The sequence below is a fragment of the Streptomyces sp. NPDC058284 genome (assembly GCF_042881135.1).
In the GTDB taxonomy this organism is placed as follows: Bacteria; Actinomycetota; Actinomycetes; order Streptomycetales; family Streptomycetaceae; genus Streptomyces.
Genome location: NZ_JBHVYE010000006.1, coordinates 290511 through 305137, shown reverse-complemented (window position 1 = coordinate 305137; position 14627 = coordinate 290511). Strand labels below are relative to the sequence as shown.

Sequence of the window (14627 nt, the reverse complement as noted above, 5' to 3'; positions counted from 1 at the left end):
CGCCCCCCCGCTCCACGGAAGGGATGTGACCCCATCGTGAGCACCACCACCAGCGAGCGCGACGGCGTCGGCGTACGCAACGGCGTCGGCGAGAGCGTCCCGCGCCCCGACGGCAGGCTGAAGGTCCGCGGCGACTTCGCCTACGCCTCCGACCTGCGCTGGGAGGGCATGGTGTGGGGCGCGACCCTGCGCAGCCCGCACCCGTCGGCCCGCATCCTGCGCCTGGACACCTCCCGCGCCCGCCGCCTCCCGGGGGTGGTGACGGTGCTCACCCACGAGGACGTGCCGGGGAAGAAGCTGTACGGCATGAAGGTCGCCGACCAGCCGGTGCTCGCCATCGACCGGGTGCGCTACCAGGGCGAGCCGGTCGCCCTGGTGGCCGCCGACCATCCCGAGACGGCCCGCCGCGCGCTGCGCCTGATCGAGGTGGAGTACGTGGAACTGCCCGCGCTCACCGATCCGGAGGAGGCGCTCGTGGCCGCCGGGCCGCTGGTCCACGAGCGGCGCGTGAACGGCGGGGAGGGCAACGTCGTACGGCACGTCCGCATCCGGCACGGCGACCTGTCCGCCGCGCGGGGGACGGCGGACGTGGTCGTGTCGGGAACGTACGAGGTCGGCATGCAGGACCAGGCGTTCCTCGGCCCGGAGGCGGGCCTCGCGATCCCGGCCGACGACGGCGGCGTGGACGTCTACGTGTCCACGCAGTGGCTGCACGACGACCGGCACCAGATGTGCTCGGCTCTCGGACTGCCCCCGGAGAAGGTGCGGTTGACGCTCTCCGGGGTGGGCGGCGCGTTCGGCGGCCGCGAGGACGTGTCGGTGCAGATCCACGCCGCGCTCCTCGCGCTGCGCACCGGCCGTCCCGTGAAGATGAGCTACCACCGCGAGGAGTCGTTCTTCGGACACGTGCACCGGCACCCGGCGAAGATGTGGTTCGAGCACGGCGCCACCCGCGAGGGGAAGCTCGTCTTCGTCAAGGCGCGGCTCCTCCTCGACGGCGGCGCGTACACCTCCACGTCACAGGTCGTCATCGCGAACGGCTCGTACTTCGCGGCGGGCGCGTACGAGGTGCCGCACGCCGAGATCGACGGGTTCTCCGTCTTCACCAACAACCCCCCGTGCGGGGCGATGCGCGGCTTCGGCGCCGTGCAGTCCTGTTACGGAGTGGAGTCCAACCTCGACAAGCTGGCACGCGAACTCGGTCTAAATCCGGTCGAGTTGCGGCTGCGCAACGCCATGAAGACCGGGACCGTACTGCCGACAGGGCAGGCCGTGGACGGCCCCGCGCCCGCCGCCGAACTCCTGCGGCGGCTGCGCGCCCGCCCGCTTCCTTCCACCCCCGACGGCGCCTTCGGCCTGCCCGGCGGCCTCAACAACACCACGCACGGCGAAGGCGTAAGACGGGGCGTCGGGTACGCGATCGGGGTCAAGGCGATCGGCTTCTCCGGTGGCGTCGACGACCGTTCGGTGGCACGCGTGCGGCTCTCGCTGGTGAACGGCGAGCCGGTCGCCGAGGTGCGCACGGCGGCGGCCGAGTGCGGGCAGGGCATCGTCACCGTGCAGGCGCAGATCGTCAGCACCGAGCTGGGCGTGGACCGCGTGGTGGTGCTCCCCGCCGACACCCTGGTGGGGGACGCCGGGTCGGCGTCGGCGTCCCGGATCACCTGGATGAGCGGGGGCGCGGTGCGGGGCGCGTGCGAGGCACTGCGCGATCGGCTGGCCGGCCTCGGCGACGGGGACTTGACCGACCTCCTGGCCGCCCACGGGCCACTGGAGAGCGAGTACGAGTTCGCGCACCGCCGCACCCACCCGGTCGACCCGGAGCGCGGGCAGGGCGACGCGCACATCGCCTTCGCTTTCGCGGCGCACCGGGCCGTGGTGGACGTGGACACCGAGCTCGGCCTGGTGAAGGTGGTCGAGCTCGCCACCGCGCAGGATGTCGGCAAGGCGATGAATCCCCTCGCGGTGACGGGCCAGATCGAGGGCGGCAGCGCACAGGGGCTCGGGCTCGCCCTCATGGAGGAGCTGCGCGTGGAGGGCGGCCGGGTGCGCAACCCGTCGTTCACCGACTACCTCATCCCCACCGTGGCGGACATGCCCTCCGTCCCCGTCGACCTCCTCGAACTGCCGCACCCCGACGCGCCGTACGGCCTGAACGGGGTCGGCGAGCCGCCGACCCTGTCGTCCACCCCGGCGATCGTCAACGCGCTGCGCGACGCGACGGGCCTGGAGCTCTCCAGGGTGCCGGTGCGGCCCACCGACTTCCTGACCGCGGAAGGGAGGTGAGGCGGGCCCTGCCCTGGGTCCCCAAACGGTCCACCACGTGAGACATGGTCGGTACCAGCTGGGAAGGAACGAGCACCTTGATCATCGACACCCATATGCACCCCACGAACATCGTGGACCAGGCCTGGCGGCACGACGGGTCGCCCTTCACGGGCGAGCGCACCATCGAGATGATGGACGGCCCGTACATGATCAACGGCAAGCCGCGCCGGATCGACTACGGCTGCATCATGCCGCCGCCCGGCAACAGCGTCTGGCAGGACGGGATGCGGACCGGGCGCGAGGGCATCCGCGACTACATGGCGTACATCACCGAACTGGTCCAGCGCTACCCCGACCGGTTCATCGGGAACTTCATGTACAACCCGCGCTTCGGGCCCGAGAACGGCGCGAAGGAGCTGGAGTTCCACGTCAAGGAATACGGCTACAAGATGGTCAAGCTGCATGCCAACATGCATGCCTACCGTCCCGACCGGGCGCTCGACTGGCTCCGTCCCGTGCTGCGGGTCTGCGACGAACTGGGCCTCGTCGTGCTGATCCACACCGGGGACGGACCGTACTCGATCCCGACGCAGTTCTACCCAATCATCCGGGAGTTCAAGGACGTCAACTTCATCCTGGCGCACTTCGGGGTGCAGACGGGCGGCGTCTACTGCTTCGAGGCGCTGTACATGATCCTCGACTCACCCAATGTGTACGGGGAGTCGGGCTGGCTGCTCCAGTCGCGGATCGTGGAGTTCGCGCAGCAGATGGAGCGCCACCAGCTGGTGTTCGGCACGGACTCGCCGCCGAACGAGCCGGGCATGTGGGCGAGGGAGTTGGAGGTGCTGTGCGGGCCACCGCCGCAGGGCATGCACCTGTCCGAGGAGGACCTGGAGGGCTACCTCGGCAACAACATGGCCAAGCTGCTCGGGCTGAAGCCCTCTCCCCCGCCGCGTGACCAGGCGGAGGCGCAGCTGCGCCTGAAGGACACCTACGCCTCGCTGGACACGGCGTCCCGGGCGTGACTCCCGCGCGCGGGGCCGCCCTTGTGCTTCGGGCGGCCCCGCGCCTGCTTCCCGTCAGCCGGGCCGACCCGGCGTCCACTTCCCGCCGGTCCGGCAGGCACGGCACAGCACGGCGTCGAGAAACGGATCCCTCATGCAGCGCATCGGTCACATCCTTCCCTCCACCACGCTCGGCGCCGACCGCTGGGCGGTGCGGATCTGCGCCCCCGTAGCGGTGGAGACCGCGCACCCCACGGCCCGCGCCGCACTGGCCGAGCAGCTGTACGGGCCTGCGCTCACCGAAAGCCAGACGGCCGAACTGGGCCGCGCGGCTCAGCAGTTGGCTCACGCGGGCGCGGACGCCGTCGTATGGAACGGCGAATCGTGCGGGCTGCACGGAGTGGCACACGCGCGGGCCGTGGTCCGCGCCATCGAGGCGACGGCCGGTGTGCCCGCGTCCACGGTCACCCTGGGCCAGCTCGACCTGCTCGCCCGGCGCGGGCTGCCGTCGCTGGCCCTGATCGTCCCGGGTTCGCGCGAGCGCGCGGGGCGTATCGCCGACACCTACCTCGCCGCGGGCCTGCGGGTCTCCTCGGTCACCGCACTGGGCCTCGCCACGGCGCGGGAGGCCGCGGAGCTGCCCGTGGCGCGGCTGCGGCGGCTGCTGCTCGACGCGGACACGGACGACGCGCGCTGCGTGGTGGTGGCGGGCACCGAGCTGCCGGTGGCGCCGGTCGCCGCCCTGGTGGAGCGGGAGCTCGGCAAGCCCGTCTTCGACGGTGCGCGGGTCGCGGTGCACACCGGCCTGCAACTCCTGGGGCTGCGCGTCAACTCCCCCGAGTGGGGAGTGCTGTTCACCGGCGACGAGCACGCGGGGGTCTGCTGTGACAGCCACTGAGAGCGGGGCGCAGGACCTGCGGGGGTTCCTCGACGCGCAGGCGGGCGCCGACGACGTCCTGACCGTGGCGGAGGAGATCGAGGGGGAGGACGTGGCCGCGCTGGTCCAGGAGCTGGCGGCGCGCGGTCGGCACGACATGCTGGTGTGCCCGCACGTCAAGGGCCTCGGCACGACGCTGGTCACCAACGTCTTCGCCTCGCGCCACCGGGTGGCCCGCCTCCTCGGCACCGACCGGGCCGGCCTGCACCGCGCCTACCAGGCGGCATCGGCACGGCGCCGCGAACCACGTGTGGTGGCCCGCGGGCCCGTGCAGGAGGTGGTGGAGGAGGGCGGCGCCGTCGACCTGACCGCCCTGCCGCTGATCCGGCACTTCGCGTCCGACCGTGCCCCGTACATCACCAGCGGCGTCGTCACGGTGGAGGCGCCGGACGACGCGCCGGGCCGCGCCGGCAACCTCAGCTACCACCGGGCCATGGTCCACTCCCGCGACGAACTCGCCACCAGCCTGCACTCGCGCGGGCATCTGTGGCAGCTCCTGCGCCTCGCCGAGGAGCGGGGCCGGGTCCTGCCGGTGGCGATGGTGATCGGCGCCCATCCGCTGTTCCTGCTCGCCGCGTCCGCCCGGGTCGGCCCCGGCGATGACGAACGCGCCATCGCGGGCGGTCTTTTCGGCGCGCCGCTCGACGTGGTCGAGACGCCGCGGCACGGCATCCGGGTGCCCGCGGGGGCCGAGCTGGTCCTTGAGGGGTTCATCGATCCCCGGCGGCGGGCGGAGGAAGGGCCGTTCGGGGAGTTCTCCGGGTACTCGTCGGACCGCTCCACCCACAACGTCCTGACCGTGCAGACGGTCCTGCGCCGCCGCGACGCCCTGCTCCTCGACGTGGTCGGCGGCAACAGCGCCGAGCACCTCACCCTGGCCAGGCTGCCCCGCGAGGCGGAGATGGCCGAGCAGCTGACGCGCCGCTTCCCCGAGGTCACCGCCCTGCACTACCCCACGTCGGGCACGCACTTCCACGCCTACGCGGCGCTGCGGCAGTCCCGTCCCGGCCAGGCCCGCCAGATCATGCTGGCGCTGCTCGGCTGGGACCCGTACCTCAAGACGGTGGTGGCGGTCGACGAGGACGTCGACGTGAGCCGGGACGCGGACGTGCTGTGGGCCGTCGCCACGCACCTCCAGCCGCACCGTGACGTGTTCCTCGTCGACGGCCTGCCGGGCAGCCCGCTCGACCCGTCGTCGACGGCGGACGGCACGACGTCCCGGATGGCGCTCGACGCGACGCGGGGCGCCGATTTCCACGGCGTACGCATCCACGTGGAGCCGCACCGCGTGGAAACGGCGCGCCGCATCATCGACGGGCCCGCGCCATGCGGTTGATCGTCGGCATCACGGGCGCGACCGGGGCGATCCTCGGCGTCCGGCTCCTCGAAGCGCTGCGGCAGCTCGACGACGTCGAGACGCATCTGATCCTCAGCCGCTGGGCGCGCGCCACGATCGAACTGGAGACGCCCTGGACGGTCCGCGACGTCGGCAAGCTCGCGGACGTGGCGCACCGCCCCGGCGACCAGGCGGCGCCCCTCTCCTCGGGGTCCTTCGCCACCGACGGCATGGTGGTGGTGCCGTGCAGCATGAAGACGCTCGCCGGGATACGGGCGGGCTACGCGGACGGTCTGATCGGCCGCGCCGCGGACGTCGTGCTCAAGGAGCGGCGCCGTCTGGTGCTCGTCCCGCGGGAGACGCCGCTGCACGAGATCCACCTGGAGAACATGCTGGCGCTGGCCCGGATGGGCGTCACGCTGGTCCCGCCGATGCCCGCCTTCTACAACCACCCGGCGACGGTCGCCGACATCGTCGACCACGTCGTGGCGCGCGTGCTGGACCAGCTCGGTCTCCCGGGGCCGGGGACGGGGCGGTGGAACGGCGTTCCGGGGCGCTGATGCGCCGTTTCAGCGCGTGGCGCCCTCGGTGAGGACGGCGGAAAGGACGCGCACATGGCCGTGCGGGAGGTCCTTGGTCGCCGTGAGCAGGGTGAGGCGGCCGGTGCGGGCGAAGGCGCGGAGCCGGTCGAGTCCGGCGGCGCGGCCGGCGTCGGCGAGCTCCTGGCGGTAGCGCCCGGCGAACTCCTCGAAGCGGTCCGGGTCGTGGGCGTACCAGCGGCGCAGCTCGTCGGAAGGGGCCAGCTCCTTCTCCCAGACGTCTAGGTGGGCCCGCTCCCTGGAGATTCCGCGTGGCCACAGCCGGTCGACGAGGACGCGGCTGCCGTCACCGGGGTCCGAGGGGTCGTAGACGCGCTTGACCTGGATGTCGAGGTGGCGACTTGTCGTCATGTCCGCATTTTCCCTCCGCGGGAAGGGGCTCGGGCACCACGCGCATGACCCGTTCGGGCGAGCAGTACGGGCCACGGCTCCCGGGCCCTGATCCAGTGTGCCCATGACGGGACGCATCGGCAGCATCGACCGGCGGTGGTTCGAACGGGTGGCGTCGGCGCGGCTGCCGGGCGCCGAGCAGCTGCTGCCGCCGCTCAGCAGGGCGGCGAACCACGGGCGCCTCTGGTTCGGCTCGGCGGCGGTGCTCGCCGCCGTGGGCGGCCCCGCGGCCCGGCGTGCCGCGCGGCGCGGGGTGGGCGCTCTCGCGCTTGCCTCGCTGACCACGAACTCCGTCGCCAAGTACGCCGTACGCCGGCGCAGGCCCGTCATGGCCGGGGTCCCCGCGGTGCGGCACCTGGGCGAGAGACCCTGGACGTCGTCGTTCCCGTCCGGGCACTCCGCGTCGGCGGCGGCGTTCGCCGTCGGGGTGGCCCTGGAGGCGCCCCGGTACGGCGCGCTGCTCGCGCCGGTCGCCGCGGCCGTCGCCTTCTCCCGGGTGTACGTGGGAGTCCACTACCCCGGCGACGTGCTGGCCGGATGCGCGCTCGGCGCCGCCGCGGCCGCGCTCACCTGCTACTGGTGGCCGCCGCGCCCCTCGCCCGCCCAGCACCGGCGGACCCGGGTCGCGGCGCCCGCGCTGCCGGACGGCGAGGGGCTGGTCGTGGTCCTCAACTCCGGTGCGGGCAAAGGCGTTCCGGGGCGGCTGCCCGCGCGTGAGCACCTGGAGCTGCTGCTGCCGGGGGCCGAGATCCTCGCGCGCGGCCCCGGCGACGACCTCGGCGAGGTGCTCGACAAGGCAGTGGCGCGGGCCACCGGGTCGGGCGGCGTGCTCGGGGTGTGCGGCGGCGACGGCACGGTGAACGCCGTCGCCCGGCGCGCCGCGTCCGCAGGCCTTCCGCTCGCGGTCTTCCCCGGCGGCACCCTCAACCACTTCGCCCTGGACGTCGGCACGCCCACCTTCGAGGACACCGCGCACGCGGTGCAGCGTGGCGAGGCCGTCCGCGTCGACCTGGCCCGCGTGCGCGACGGGTCGGGCGCGGCCGTCACCGGCTTCGTCAACACCTTCAGCATCGGGCTCTACCCGGAACTGGTGCGCAAGCGCGAGAAGCTGGAGGGGCGCATCGGCAAGTGGCCCGCGGCGGCCGTGTCGTTCCTCGACGTGCTGCGGACGGCGGCCCCGCTGCGGATCCGGCTCGACGGCCGGGACCGCGTCCTGTGGCTGCTCTTCGCGGGCAACGGCCAGTACGTCCCTGACGGCCTCGCGTTCACCCACCGGCCGCGCATGGACGACGGCCTCCTCGACGTCCGCACGGTCGACGCGGAGGCGACGCTGGCCCGCACCCGCGTCGCCCTCTCCGCCCTGGGCGGTGCGCTGCGGCGCTCCCGGGTCTTCCGCGCCGAGCGCGTCGAGGAGATCGCGCTCAGCGGCCTTGAGGACGTGGCGAGCCTCGCGTACGACGGGGAGACCGCTCCGGCGCCGGACGCCCTGCGCCTCGACAAGCGGCACGGCGCGCTGCTGGTCTACAGCCCGGCCGCGCCGCTGGACGAGATCGCGCAGCGGGCCCGCACCATGTCGCTCGCGACGAACCGCCGCCCGCGCCGGGGGCCCACTGCCTGAGCTGTGCAACAGGTCCTGTGGCGTCATCCCCGCGCACCGTCCCACCAGGGCCCCCGACCCCTTGCGCCCACACCGTGCCGTTCACTTCAATGCCGCGTATGGCAGCCCGTCGCACGACATCGCCCAGCTCATCGCGGCACAGCACACCGCGGCGGCAGGAAGACGCTTCCGGGAGCGAGCCGGCGGCGCCGCTGCCGCCGACCGCCTGGGCGGTGCTCGGGCTGCTCTCCTTCCCCGGGGAACGGACCGGCTACGAACTCAAGAAGTGGGCCGACGCCTCGCTCCGGTTCTTCTACTGGTCACCCGCCATCAGCCAGATCTACGCCGAGCTGCGCCGCCTGGAGGGCCTCGGGTACGCCACCTCGCGGCGGTCGGGGCCCGACGAGCCCCGCGCCAAGCGGTCGTACGCCATCACCGACGAGGGGCGCGCCGCCCTTGGGGCGTGGGCGGGCGGCGGCCAGGACGCCGGGCCGCCCGTCCTGAAGCATCCGCTGCTGCTGCGGGTGTGGCTCGGGCACCTCACGGCGCCGGACCATCTGCGCGCGCTGGTCGCCGAGGACATCGCGCGGACGCAGGGCGAGCTGAAGGAGGTGCGGGACGCGCTCGCGCGGGCGGACGGGGCGGAGGCCTGGTCGCACCCCGGGGTGGCGCTGCGCTGGAGCGAGCGGCGGCTGGCGGCCGAGGTGGAGCTGGCCGAGGCGATGCTCGGCGACCTCGACGCACTGGCCGCGCCAAAGGCCCCGGCGGACGCGGCGCCGTCAGCCGTCCCCGCTCCCCGCCGCCCCCGTCAACGTACGAAGGACGCGCCCACCCCCGGGTGAAGCGACTCGCCCCGATGGCCCCGCGCCCGGTAGGACGGGCGGGGTCAGCCGTCCCCCGCCGTACGGAGCAGCGCACCCGTGAGCACCCGTGCCGTCCTTGTCGCCGCCCTCATCACCGGCCTCCTGCTCGGGATCACCGGAACCAGGGCGGACGGCTCCACCCACCCCCGTCCGCACGGTTCGCTCACCGCGTCGGGCCATTAGGCTGCGACATTGCCGCGCGGCTTCCTCCGTCCTCTTCGCGCGGTCGCCGAGCCTCCGTCGACGGAAGCGAGTGGATCTTGAACTTCCTCACCATCGGGCATCGCGGGGTCATGGGTGTCGAGCCCGAGAACACCCTGCGTTCGTTCCGCGCCGCACAAGCGGCGGGCCTCGATCTCATCGAGCTGGATCTGCATCTGAGCAAGGACGGCGCCCTCGTCGTCATGCACGACGCCGACGTGGCCCGTACGACCGACGGCAAGGGGCCGATCGCCGAGAAGACCCTCGCCGAACTGCGGGAGCTCGACGCGGGCCGCGGCGAGCGCGTCCCCACCTTCGATGAGGTCCTGGACGCCGTGAAGGCGCCGCTGCAGGCCGAGATCAAGGACGTCGCGGCGGCGCGGGCCCTCGCCGATGTGATGCTCAGCCGCGATCTGGTCGCCCGCGTGGAGGTGATCTCCTTCCACGACGAGGCGGTCGCCGAGATCGCGCGCCTGGTGCCCGGGGTACGCACCGCGCTCGTCGCCAGCCGTTACGGCACCGACGTGGTGGAGCGGGCGACGGCCGTGGGCGCCACCACCCTTGTCCTCAACATCCGGCGCCTGACCCTGGAGATCGTCGAACGGGCGAGGAAGGCCGACCTGCGGATCATCGGCTGGGTCGTGAACACGCAGGACGACCTGCGGCTGGTGCGGGCGCTGCAGCTGGACGGGGCGACCACCGACTACCCCGAGATCAAGCGGACGGGCCGCTTCACGGCCTAGGCGCGGGCCGTGCCCGTGCAGCACTGAAGCCCCGGACCGTCGGTCCGGGGCTTCGGCGCACATCGGTTCAGCCGGTCCGGGCCGGTTCCAGGTCCGGGGCCGGTTCCGGGTCCGGGTCCGGTGAACGGTCGTCTTCCGGGGGCGCCGGTGCCGGGCGGTCCGGGGTGATCACGCCCTGTTCCAGGGCCATCTCGCGCGCCACCCGGGGCGCCGTCCACAGCGTCGGCAGCATGATGAAGCCCACGGGGACCGCCGTGACGACGATGAACGACTGCAACGCCGTGATGCCGCCGTCGCCGACCAGGATTAGCACCGCCGCCGCCGCGCCCATCAGCAGGGCCCAGAACGACCGTACCGCGCGCGCCGGTTCACCGGCCTTCGTGCCCGCCGCGGCGATGCTGTACGACATCGAGTCGGTGGTCGTCACCACGAACGTGATCGTCAGCAGGAGCAGCGCGACCGCGACCACCGCGCCCATCGGGAGCCGCTGCGCCATGGAGATGACCGCGGCGTCCATGCCGACCGCCTTCAGCGGTCCCGAGATCGCGCCGGGGTCGCGCTGTTCCAGGAAGATGCCGGTGCCGCCGAACACCGTGAACCAGAACATGGTGGCGAGCGGCGGGATGATCGCGGTGGAGACCACGAGGTCGCGCAGTGTGCGGCCCTTGGAGATGCGGGCGACGAAGATGGACATCAGCGGGCCGTAGCCGAGGAACCAGCCGAAGAAGAAGACCGTCCAGGAGCTGAGCCACGCGTGGTCGCCCCGGTTGAGGGCCAGCGGCACGAAGTCCCGCGCGTACTGGCCGAAGCCGCCGAGGAACGAGTCGAGCACGAAGCCGAGAGAGCCGAGGACCAGGAAGACGGCCATCAGGGCGACCGCGAGCCAGATGTTGGCCTTGCTGAAGAACTGGATGCCGCGGTCCAGGCCGCTGGCGACGGAGAGGACGGCGACGACGGTCAGCAGGACGATGACGCCGAGCTGCACCGGGTAGCCGCCGGAGATGCCGAAGACCTCGGAGAGGCCGTAGGACACCTGGAGGCCGAGGAAGCCGATCGGTCCGACGGTTCCGGCCACCACGGCGATGACGCAGACGATGTCGACCGCGGCCCCGAGGCGGGAGTGCAGGATGCGCTCGCCGAGGAGCGGGTGGAGCAGCGTCCGCGGGCGCAGTGGCATGCCGCGTTCCTGGCCGCGGATCATCACGATCGAGGCGAGCGTGCCGAGGACGGCCCAGGCGAGGAAGCCCCAGTGCGCGAAGCTCTGGGAGAGCGCCGCGTCGGCCGCCTGCTGTGTACCGCTCCTGACGCCGTCGTAGAAGGGGGGCGTGTCGACGTAGTGCTGTACGGGCTCGCCCGCCGCGAAGAAGACGCCGCCGCCCGCGAGCAGCGTCGACATGATCATCGCGATCCACTGGAACCTGCCGTACTCCGGGCGCTCCCCCGCGCCGCCGAGCCGTACCTTCCCGTACCGGGAGAAGCCCAACCACAGCGCGACGCCGAACGTCGCGAGCAGCAGCACCTGCCACAGTGGGCCGAACCACCGCGCGACGAAGGTGAAGACGGTGTTCACGGCGTCGCCCGTGGCCGTGGGCGCGATCAGCGCGGCCAGGACGAACGCGGTGAGCAGCCCGCCGCTGACGGCGAGCACCGGTATGTCGGCGCGGCCGCGGTCTCCGGGGGCCGCGGCGGGCACGGTATGGCCCGCCGCGTCGTCGTCCGCGGCGGGCTCCCCGTCGGTGGGTACGGCGGTGCGGGCGGGGGCAGTCGGCATGGGCTTCCTTGCTGAGGGGGCTTCGCACACGGGGCGGCGCGGGCGCGCGGCGCGGGGCGTACGCGCGCACGGCGGTCAGAGCCGCTCGGTGCGCAGGTCAGCGTGGAAGGGTGCTATCCGAAGGCCGTTTTCGTCAAATTCCGGACAATGTCCACCGCATGTCAGGCGACGTCCTTGGTCAGGAGCTCGAATTGCAGGTCGTCGCGTTGCGGGATGCCGAACCGCTCGTCGCCGTACGGGAAGGGCGTCATCTTTCCCGTACGGCGGTAGCCGCGGCGCTCGTACCAGGCGATGAGGTCCTCACGGGCGTTGATCACGGTCATGTGCATCTCGCGGACGCCCCACGTCTCGCGCGCGGCCCGCTCCGCCTCGGCGATGATCACCTTGCCGAGCCCGGTGCCCTGCTGGTCCGGGCGCACCGCGAACATCCCGAAGTAGGCGTGGTCGCCGCGGTGTTCGAGCTGGCAACAGGCCACGAGTCCGCCGTCCCGCTCGACGGCGATGAGCCGGCTCAGGGGCGACTCGATGACCTCGGCGACGCCCTGCGGGTCGGTGCGCTGGCCCTCCAGGAGGTCCGCCTCGGTGGTCCAGCCGGCCCGGCTGGTGTCCCCGCGGTACGCCGACTCGATCAGCGCGACGAGCGCGTCGACGTCGGCGGCGGTGGCGTCCCGGTAGGTGAGTTCGCCGAGTGTGGGGTGCGGGGCGGTTTCCATGAAGCTGACTCTCCGGTTTCGTGTCGCAAGGGGGCAGCGGGGCCGTCAAGTGGCTCCGCCGAGCCTAACCCCCCTCCCCCAGGCGCTAAGGTGCGGCCGCATGGTGCATGTACTGAGCGGCAGGACCCTGCTGCGCCCCACCGATCCGGACCGTTCGCGCGCCTTCTACGGCGAGGCGCTGGGTCTCGGCGTCTACCGCGAGTTCGGTACGGGGCCCGAGCGCGGCACCGTCTACTTCCTCGGCGGCGGCTTCCTCGAACTCTCCGGCCGTTCCGAGGCCCCGCCCGCGCCCGGCATGCAGCTGTGGCTCCAGGTGGCGGACGTCCGGGCGGCGCACGAGGAGCTGCTGGGGAACGGCGTCGAGGTGTTGCGGCCCCCGGTGCGGGAGCCGTGGGGGCTCGTCGAGATGTGGATCGCGGACCCGGACGGCGTCCGGATCGTCCTCGTCGAGGTCCCGCACGACCATCCGATCCGCTACCGGCCGGGCATCTGAGGGCCGCCTCCGGCAGGCTGGGCGCGGCTCTCACGTGGCGGTCAGCGGCAGGACAGGGAAGGTGTGGTCCCGCCAGATCAGGCGGGACGGCTCCTCGGGGTAGGGCACGACGGCCGGGTGGGTGTCGAAGAGCCGTACGAGCCGCTGTTCGTCGTACGGGGGCCAGCCGGGGTCGCCGTGGGCCGCGAACGACGTCCACGCGGCGCGCATCCCGGCGGACACCGCCTCCGCCTGCGCCATGCCCGCCGCGCCGATCAGCGCGGCGGGCCGGCCGCGGTCCGGGGTGCCGAACACCAGGGGCACGTCCAGGCCGTGGCAGGCGCCGAGTACGCCGCCCATGCCCGGGGCGGGCCAGGTCAGTTCGTAGACGTGGACGCGGCCCCCGGCACCGGCCTGCGCTTCGGCGAGGTGGAGTGTCGGCATGCGGAACACCCAGTCGGACAGGACGAGGTCGTACAGCTCGTCCGGGCCCGCGGCCGGATGGGCGGCGCGGTAGCGGTCGGCGCCGTCCGGGTGCGGGGCGAAGGTGTGCAGGGCGGTCGCGGCCTGCGCCTGGCTCACCTGGCCGAGCAGTCCGTCGAGCGCGGTGAGCAGCCGCTGTTCGTGGCGGGTGTGCCCGGCGAGGAGGTCGATGCGGCGGCCCGCGCCGTCGGCGAGGGCCTGCCACGGGGTGGCGGCCAGCGTCTCGCCGTCGACGACCGGCGAGAAGATGACCGACCGCAGCGCGGGCCTGCCCCAGCGCGCGGCCCGCCCCGCGCACCCGGCGCCGACCGCGTCCCCGGCGGCGGACAGCCGGTGCGGCGGCACCTCGCGGAGGTCGGCCGCCGTGGGCCGCAGCCCCAGCTCGGCCGCGCACGTGGCGGCGATGTCGGCGGCGAGTTCCGGCGAGAAGAACGTGCCCTGCGCACTCTGTGCGACGGCCCGGCCGAAGAGCCCGGCCGCGCCGTCCATCGCAAGGAGCGCGGCGACCGATCCGCCGCCCGCCGACTGACCGAAGACCGTGACACGGTCCGGGTCGCCGCCGAAGGCGCGGATGTGGTCCCGCACCCACTCCAGGGCGGCGATCTGGTCGAGCAGGCCGCGGTTGGCGGGGGCCCCCTCGAACTGCCCGAAGCCTTCGAGCCCCACGCGGTAGTTGAACGTCACCACGACGACGCCGCCCTCCCGTGCCAGGCGCCCGCCGTCGTACTCGGGAAGGCCGGACATGCCGATGGTGTAGGCGCCGCCCTGGATCCACACCATCACCGGCAGTCCCGCGCCCGGCCCGGGGTCGGGCGACCAGACGTTGACCGTCAGCCAGTCGTCGCCCGCCGACTCCCGCGCAAGGGCGTCCATGCCGAAGTGGCCGCCCTGCGGGGGCGGCGGCCCGTATCCGACGGCTTCGCGCGTCCCGCTCCAGCCCCGGACCGGCCGCGGCGCGGCGAAGCGCAGCGCGCCGACGGGCGGCTCGGCGAACGGGATGCCGCGGAAGACGGCGACGCCCGCCTCACGGGCGCCGCGCAGCGCTCCGGCCCGCGTGCGGACCTCGGGCCCGGCTCCGGACGCACCGGACTCGGAAACGGTCATCACGACTCCCCCTCCGCACGGGCGGAACGCGGTCGCGGGGACGCGCGTCGCCCGGGCACCACGCAGCATCCCGCCCCTGCCGGGACCCGCGCCAGTCATTTACGGAAGGCCCGGCCGCAAGCCGTTTCGCGCCGCCAATATTGTGA

At 73.4% G+C, this 14627-nt stretch carries 14 protein-coding genes; 10 read left to right on the top strand and 4 right to left on the bottom strand.

Annotated features, from left to right (window positions below; genetic code table 11):
* Window positions 1–33 precede the first annotated feature (33 nt).
* The 5 genes from ACFVYR_RS12035 to ACFVYR_RS12015 all read left to right on the top strand — a co-directional run bounded on the left by ACFVYR_RS12035 (window position 34) and on the right by ACFVYR_RS12015 (window position 6105).
* Entirely contained in the window at window positions 34–2286 is a 2253-nt protein-coding gene (locus ACFVYR_RS12035) for a molybdopterin cofactor-binding domain-containing protein (RefSeq protein ID WP_384254893.1), read from the top strand.
* 77 nt (window positions 2287–2363) lie between these two features.
* Entirely contained in the window at window positions 2364–3293 is a 930-nt protein-coding gene (locus ACFVYR_RS12030) for an amidohydrolase family protein (protein ID WP_389611704.1), read from the top strand.
* A gap of 133 nt (window positions 3294–3426) precedes the next feature.
* The gene (locus ACFVYR_RS12025; RefSeq protein WP_384254818.1) at window positions 3427–4170 is read left to right on the top strand and encodes an aspartate/glutamate racemase family protein; all 744 of its coding nucleotides are present in this window, start codon (window positions 3427–3429) and stop codon (window positions 4168–4170) included.
* Window positions 4157–5545: a UbiD family decarboxylase gene (locus ACFVYR_RS12020; protein ID WP_384254816.1), complete on the top strand. Its 1389-nt coding sequence runs from the start codon at window positions 4157–4159 to the stop codon at window positions 5543–5545. The genes ACFVYR_RS12025 and ACFVYR_RS12020 overlap by 14 nt, the downstream gene beginning before the upstream one ends.
* On the top strand, window positions 5536–6105 hold the full coding sequence (locus ACFVYR_RS12015; RefSeq protein ID WP_384254813.1) for a non-oxidative hydroxyarylic acid decarboxylases subunit B: 570 nt from the start codon (window positions 5536–5538) through the stop codon (window positions 6103–6105). The genes ACFVYR_RS12020 and ACFVYR_RS12015 overlap by 10 nt, the downstream gene beginning before the upstream one ends.
* A gap of 9 nt (window positions 6106–6114) precedes the next feature.
* Here the strand turns inward: ACFVYR_RS12015 and ACFVYR_RS12010 are convergent, their stop codons facing one another.
* Window positions 6115–6495, bottom strand: a complete 381-nt coding sequence (locus ACFVYR_RS12010; protein WP_384254811.1) for a DUF488 domain-containing protein — start codon at window positions 6493–6495, stop codon at window positions 6115–6117.
* A 103-nt stretch (window positions 6496–6598) separates the two neighbouring features.
* On the opposite strand from ACFVYR_RS12010, the gene ACFVYR_RS12005 reads away from it, so the two are divergent.
* From ACFVYR_RS12005 to ACFVYR_RS11990, 4 genes are all read left to right on the top strand, one after another.
* Complete coding sequence (locus tag ACFVYR_RS12005) at window positions 6599–8152, top strand: bifunctional phosphatase PAP2/diacylglycerol kinase family protein (RefSeq protein ID WP_384254808.1); 1554 nt, start codon at window positions 6599–6601, stop codon at window positions 8150–8152.
* Between the two features lie 98 nt (window positions 8153–8250).
* Complete coding sequence (locus ACFVYR_RS12000; protein WP_384254806.1) at window positions 8251–8973, top strand: PadR family transcriptional regulator; 723 nt, start codon at window positions 8251–8253, stop codon at window positions 8971–8973.
* Window positions 8974–9051: 78 nt separating this feature from the next.
* Entirely contained in the window at window positions 9052–9177 is a 126-nt protein-coding gene (locus tag ACFVYR_RS11995) for a hypothetical protein (RefSeq protein ID WP_384254804.1), read from the top strand.
* Window positions 9178–9254: 77 nt separating this feature from the next.
* Complete coding sequence (locus ACFVYR_RS11990; RefSeq protein ID WP_384254801.1) at window positions 9255–9938, top strand: glycerophosphodiester phosphodiesterase; 684 nt, start codon at window positions 9255–9257, stop codon at window positions 9936–9938.
* A 67-nt stretch (window positions 9939–10005) separates the two neighbouring features.
* On the opposite strand, the gene ACFVYR_RS11985 is transcribed toward ACFVYR_RS11990, so the two are convergent.
* Window positions 10006–11709: a BCCT family transporter gene (locus ACFVYR_RS11985; protein ID WP_384254798.1), complete on the bottom strand. Its 1704-nt coding sequence runs from the start codon at window positions 11707–11709 to the stop codon at window positions 10006–10008.
* 161 nt (window positions 11710–11870) lie between these two features.
* Entirely contained in the window at window positions 11871–12422 is a 552-nt protein-coding gene (locus ACFVYR_RS11980) for a GNAT family N-acetyltransferase (protein ID WP_384254796.1), read from the bottom strand.
* Between the two features lie 100 nt (window positions 12423–12522).
* Here ACFVYR_RS11980 and ACFVYR_RS11975 point away from each other — a divergent pair, with 100 nt between their 5' ends.
* Complete coding sequence (locus ACFVYR_RS11975; protein WP_384254794.1) at window positions 12523–12915, top strand: VOC family protein; 393 nt, start codon at window positions 12523–12525, stop codon at window positions 12913–12915.
* 30 nt (window positions 12916–12945) lie between these two features.
* Here ACFVYR_RS11975 and ACFVYR_RS11970 read toward each other — a convergent pair whose 3' ends face one another.
* Entirely contained in the window at window positions 12946–14481 is a 1536-nt protein-coding gene (locus ACFVYR_RS11970) for a carboxylesterase/lipase family protein (protein ID WP_384254791.1), read from the bottom strand.
* Window positions 14482–14627: the final 146 nt, after the last annotated feature.

What these genes read in the sequence shown, in the direction of transcription:
- ACFVYR_RS12025 (WP_384254818.1), top strand. Translation starts at nt 3,427, where the DNA reads ATGCAGCGCATCGGTCACATCCTTCCCTCCACCACGCTCGGCGCCGAC.
- ACFVYR_RS12015 (WP_384254813.1), top strand. Translation starts at nt 5,536, where the DNA reads ATGCGGTTGATCGTCGGCATCACGGGCGCGACCGGGGCGATCCTCGGC.
- ACFVYR_RS12010 (WP_384254811.1), bottom strand. Translation starts at nt 6,495, where the DNA reads ATGACGACAAGTCGCCACCTCGACATCCAGGTCAAGCGCGTCTACGAC.
- ACFVYR_RS12005 (WP_384254808.1), top strand. Translation starts at nt 6,599, where the DNA reads ATGACGGGACGCATCGGCAGCATCGACCGGCGGTGGTTCGAACGGGTG.
- ACFVYR_RS12000 (WP_384254806.1), top strand. Translation starts at nt 8,251, where the DNA reads ATGGCAGCCCGTCGCACGACATCGCCCAGCTCATCGCGGCACAGCACA.
- ACFVYR_RS11985 (WP_384254798.1), bottom strand. Translation starts at nt 11,709, where the DNA reads ATGCCGACTGCCCCCGCCCGCACCGCCGTACCCACCGACGGGGAGCCC.
- ACFVYR_RS11980 (WP_384254796.1), bottom strand. Translation starts at nt 12,422, where the DNA reads ATGGAAACCGCCCCGCACCCCACACTCGGCGAACTCACCTACCGGGAC.
- ACFVYR_RS11975 (WP_384254794.1), top strand. Translation starts at nt 12,523, where the DNA reads ATGGTGCATGTACTGAGCGGCAGGACCCTGCTGCGCCCCACCGATCCG.
- ACFVYR_RS11970 (WP_384254791.1), bottom strand. Translation starts at nt 14,481, where the DNA reads ATGACCGTTTCCGAGTCCGGTGCGTCCGGAGCCGGGCCCGAGGTCCGC.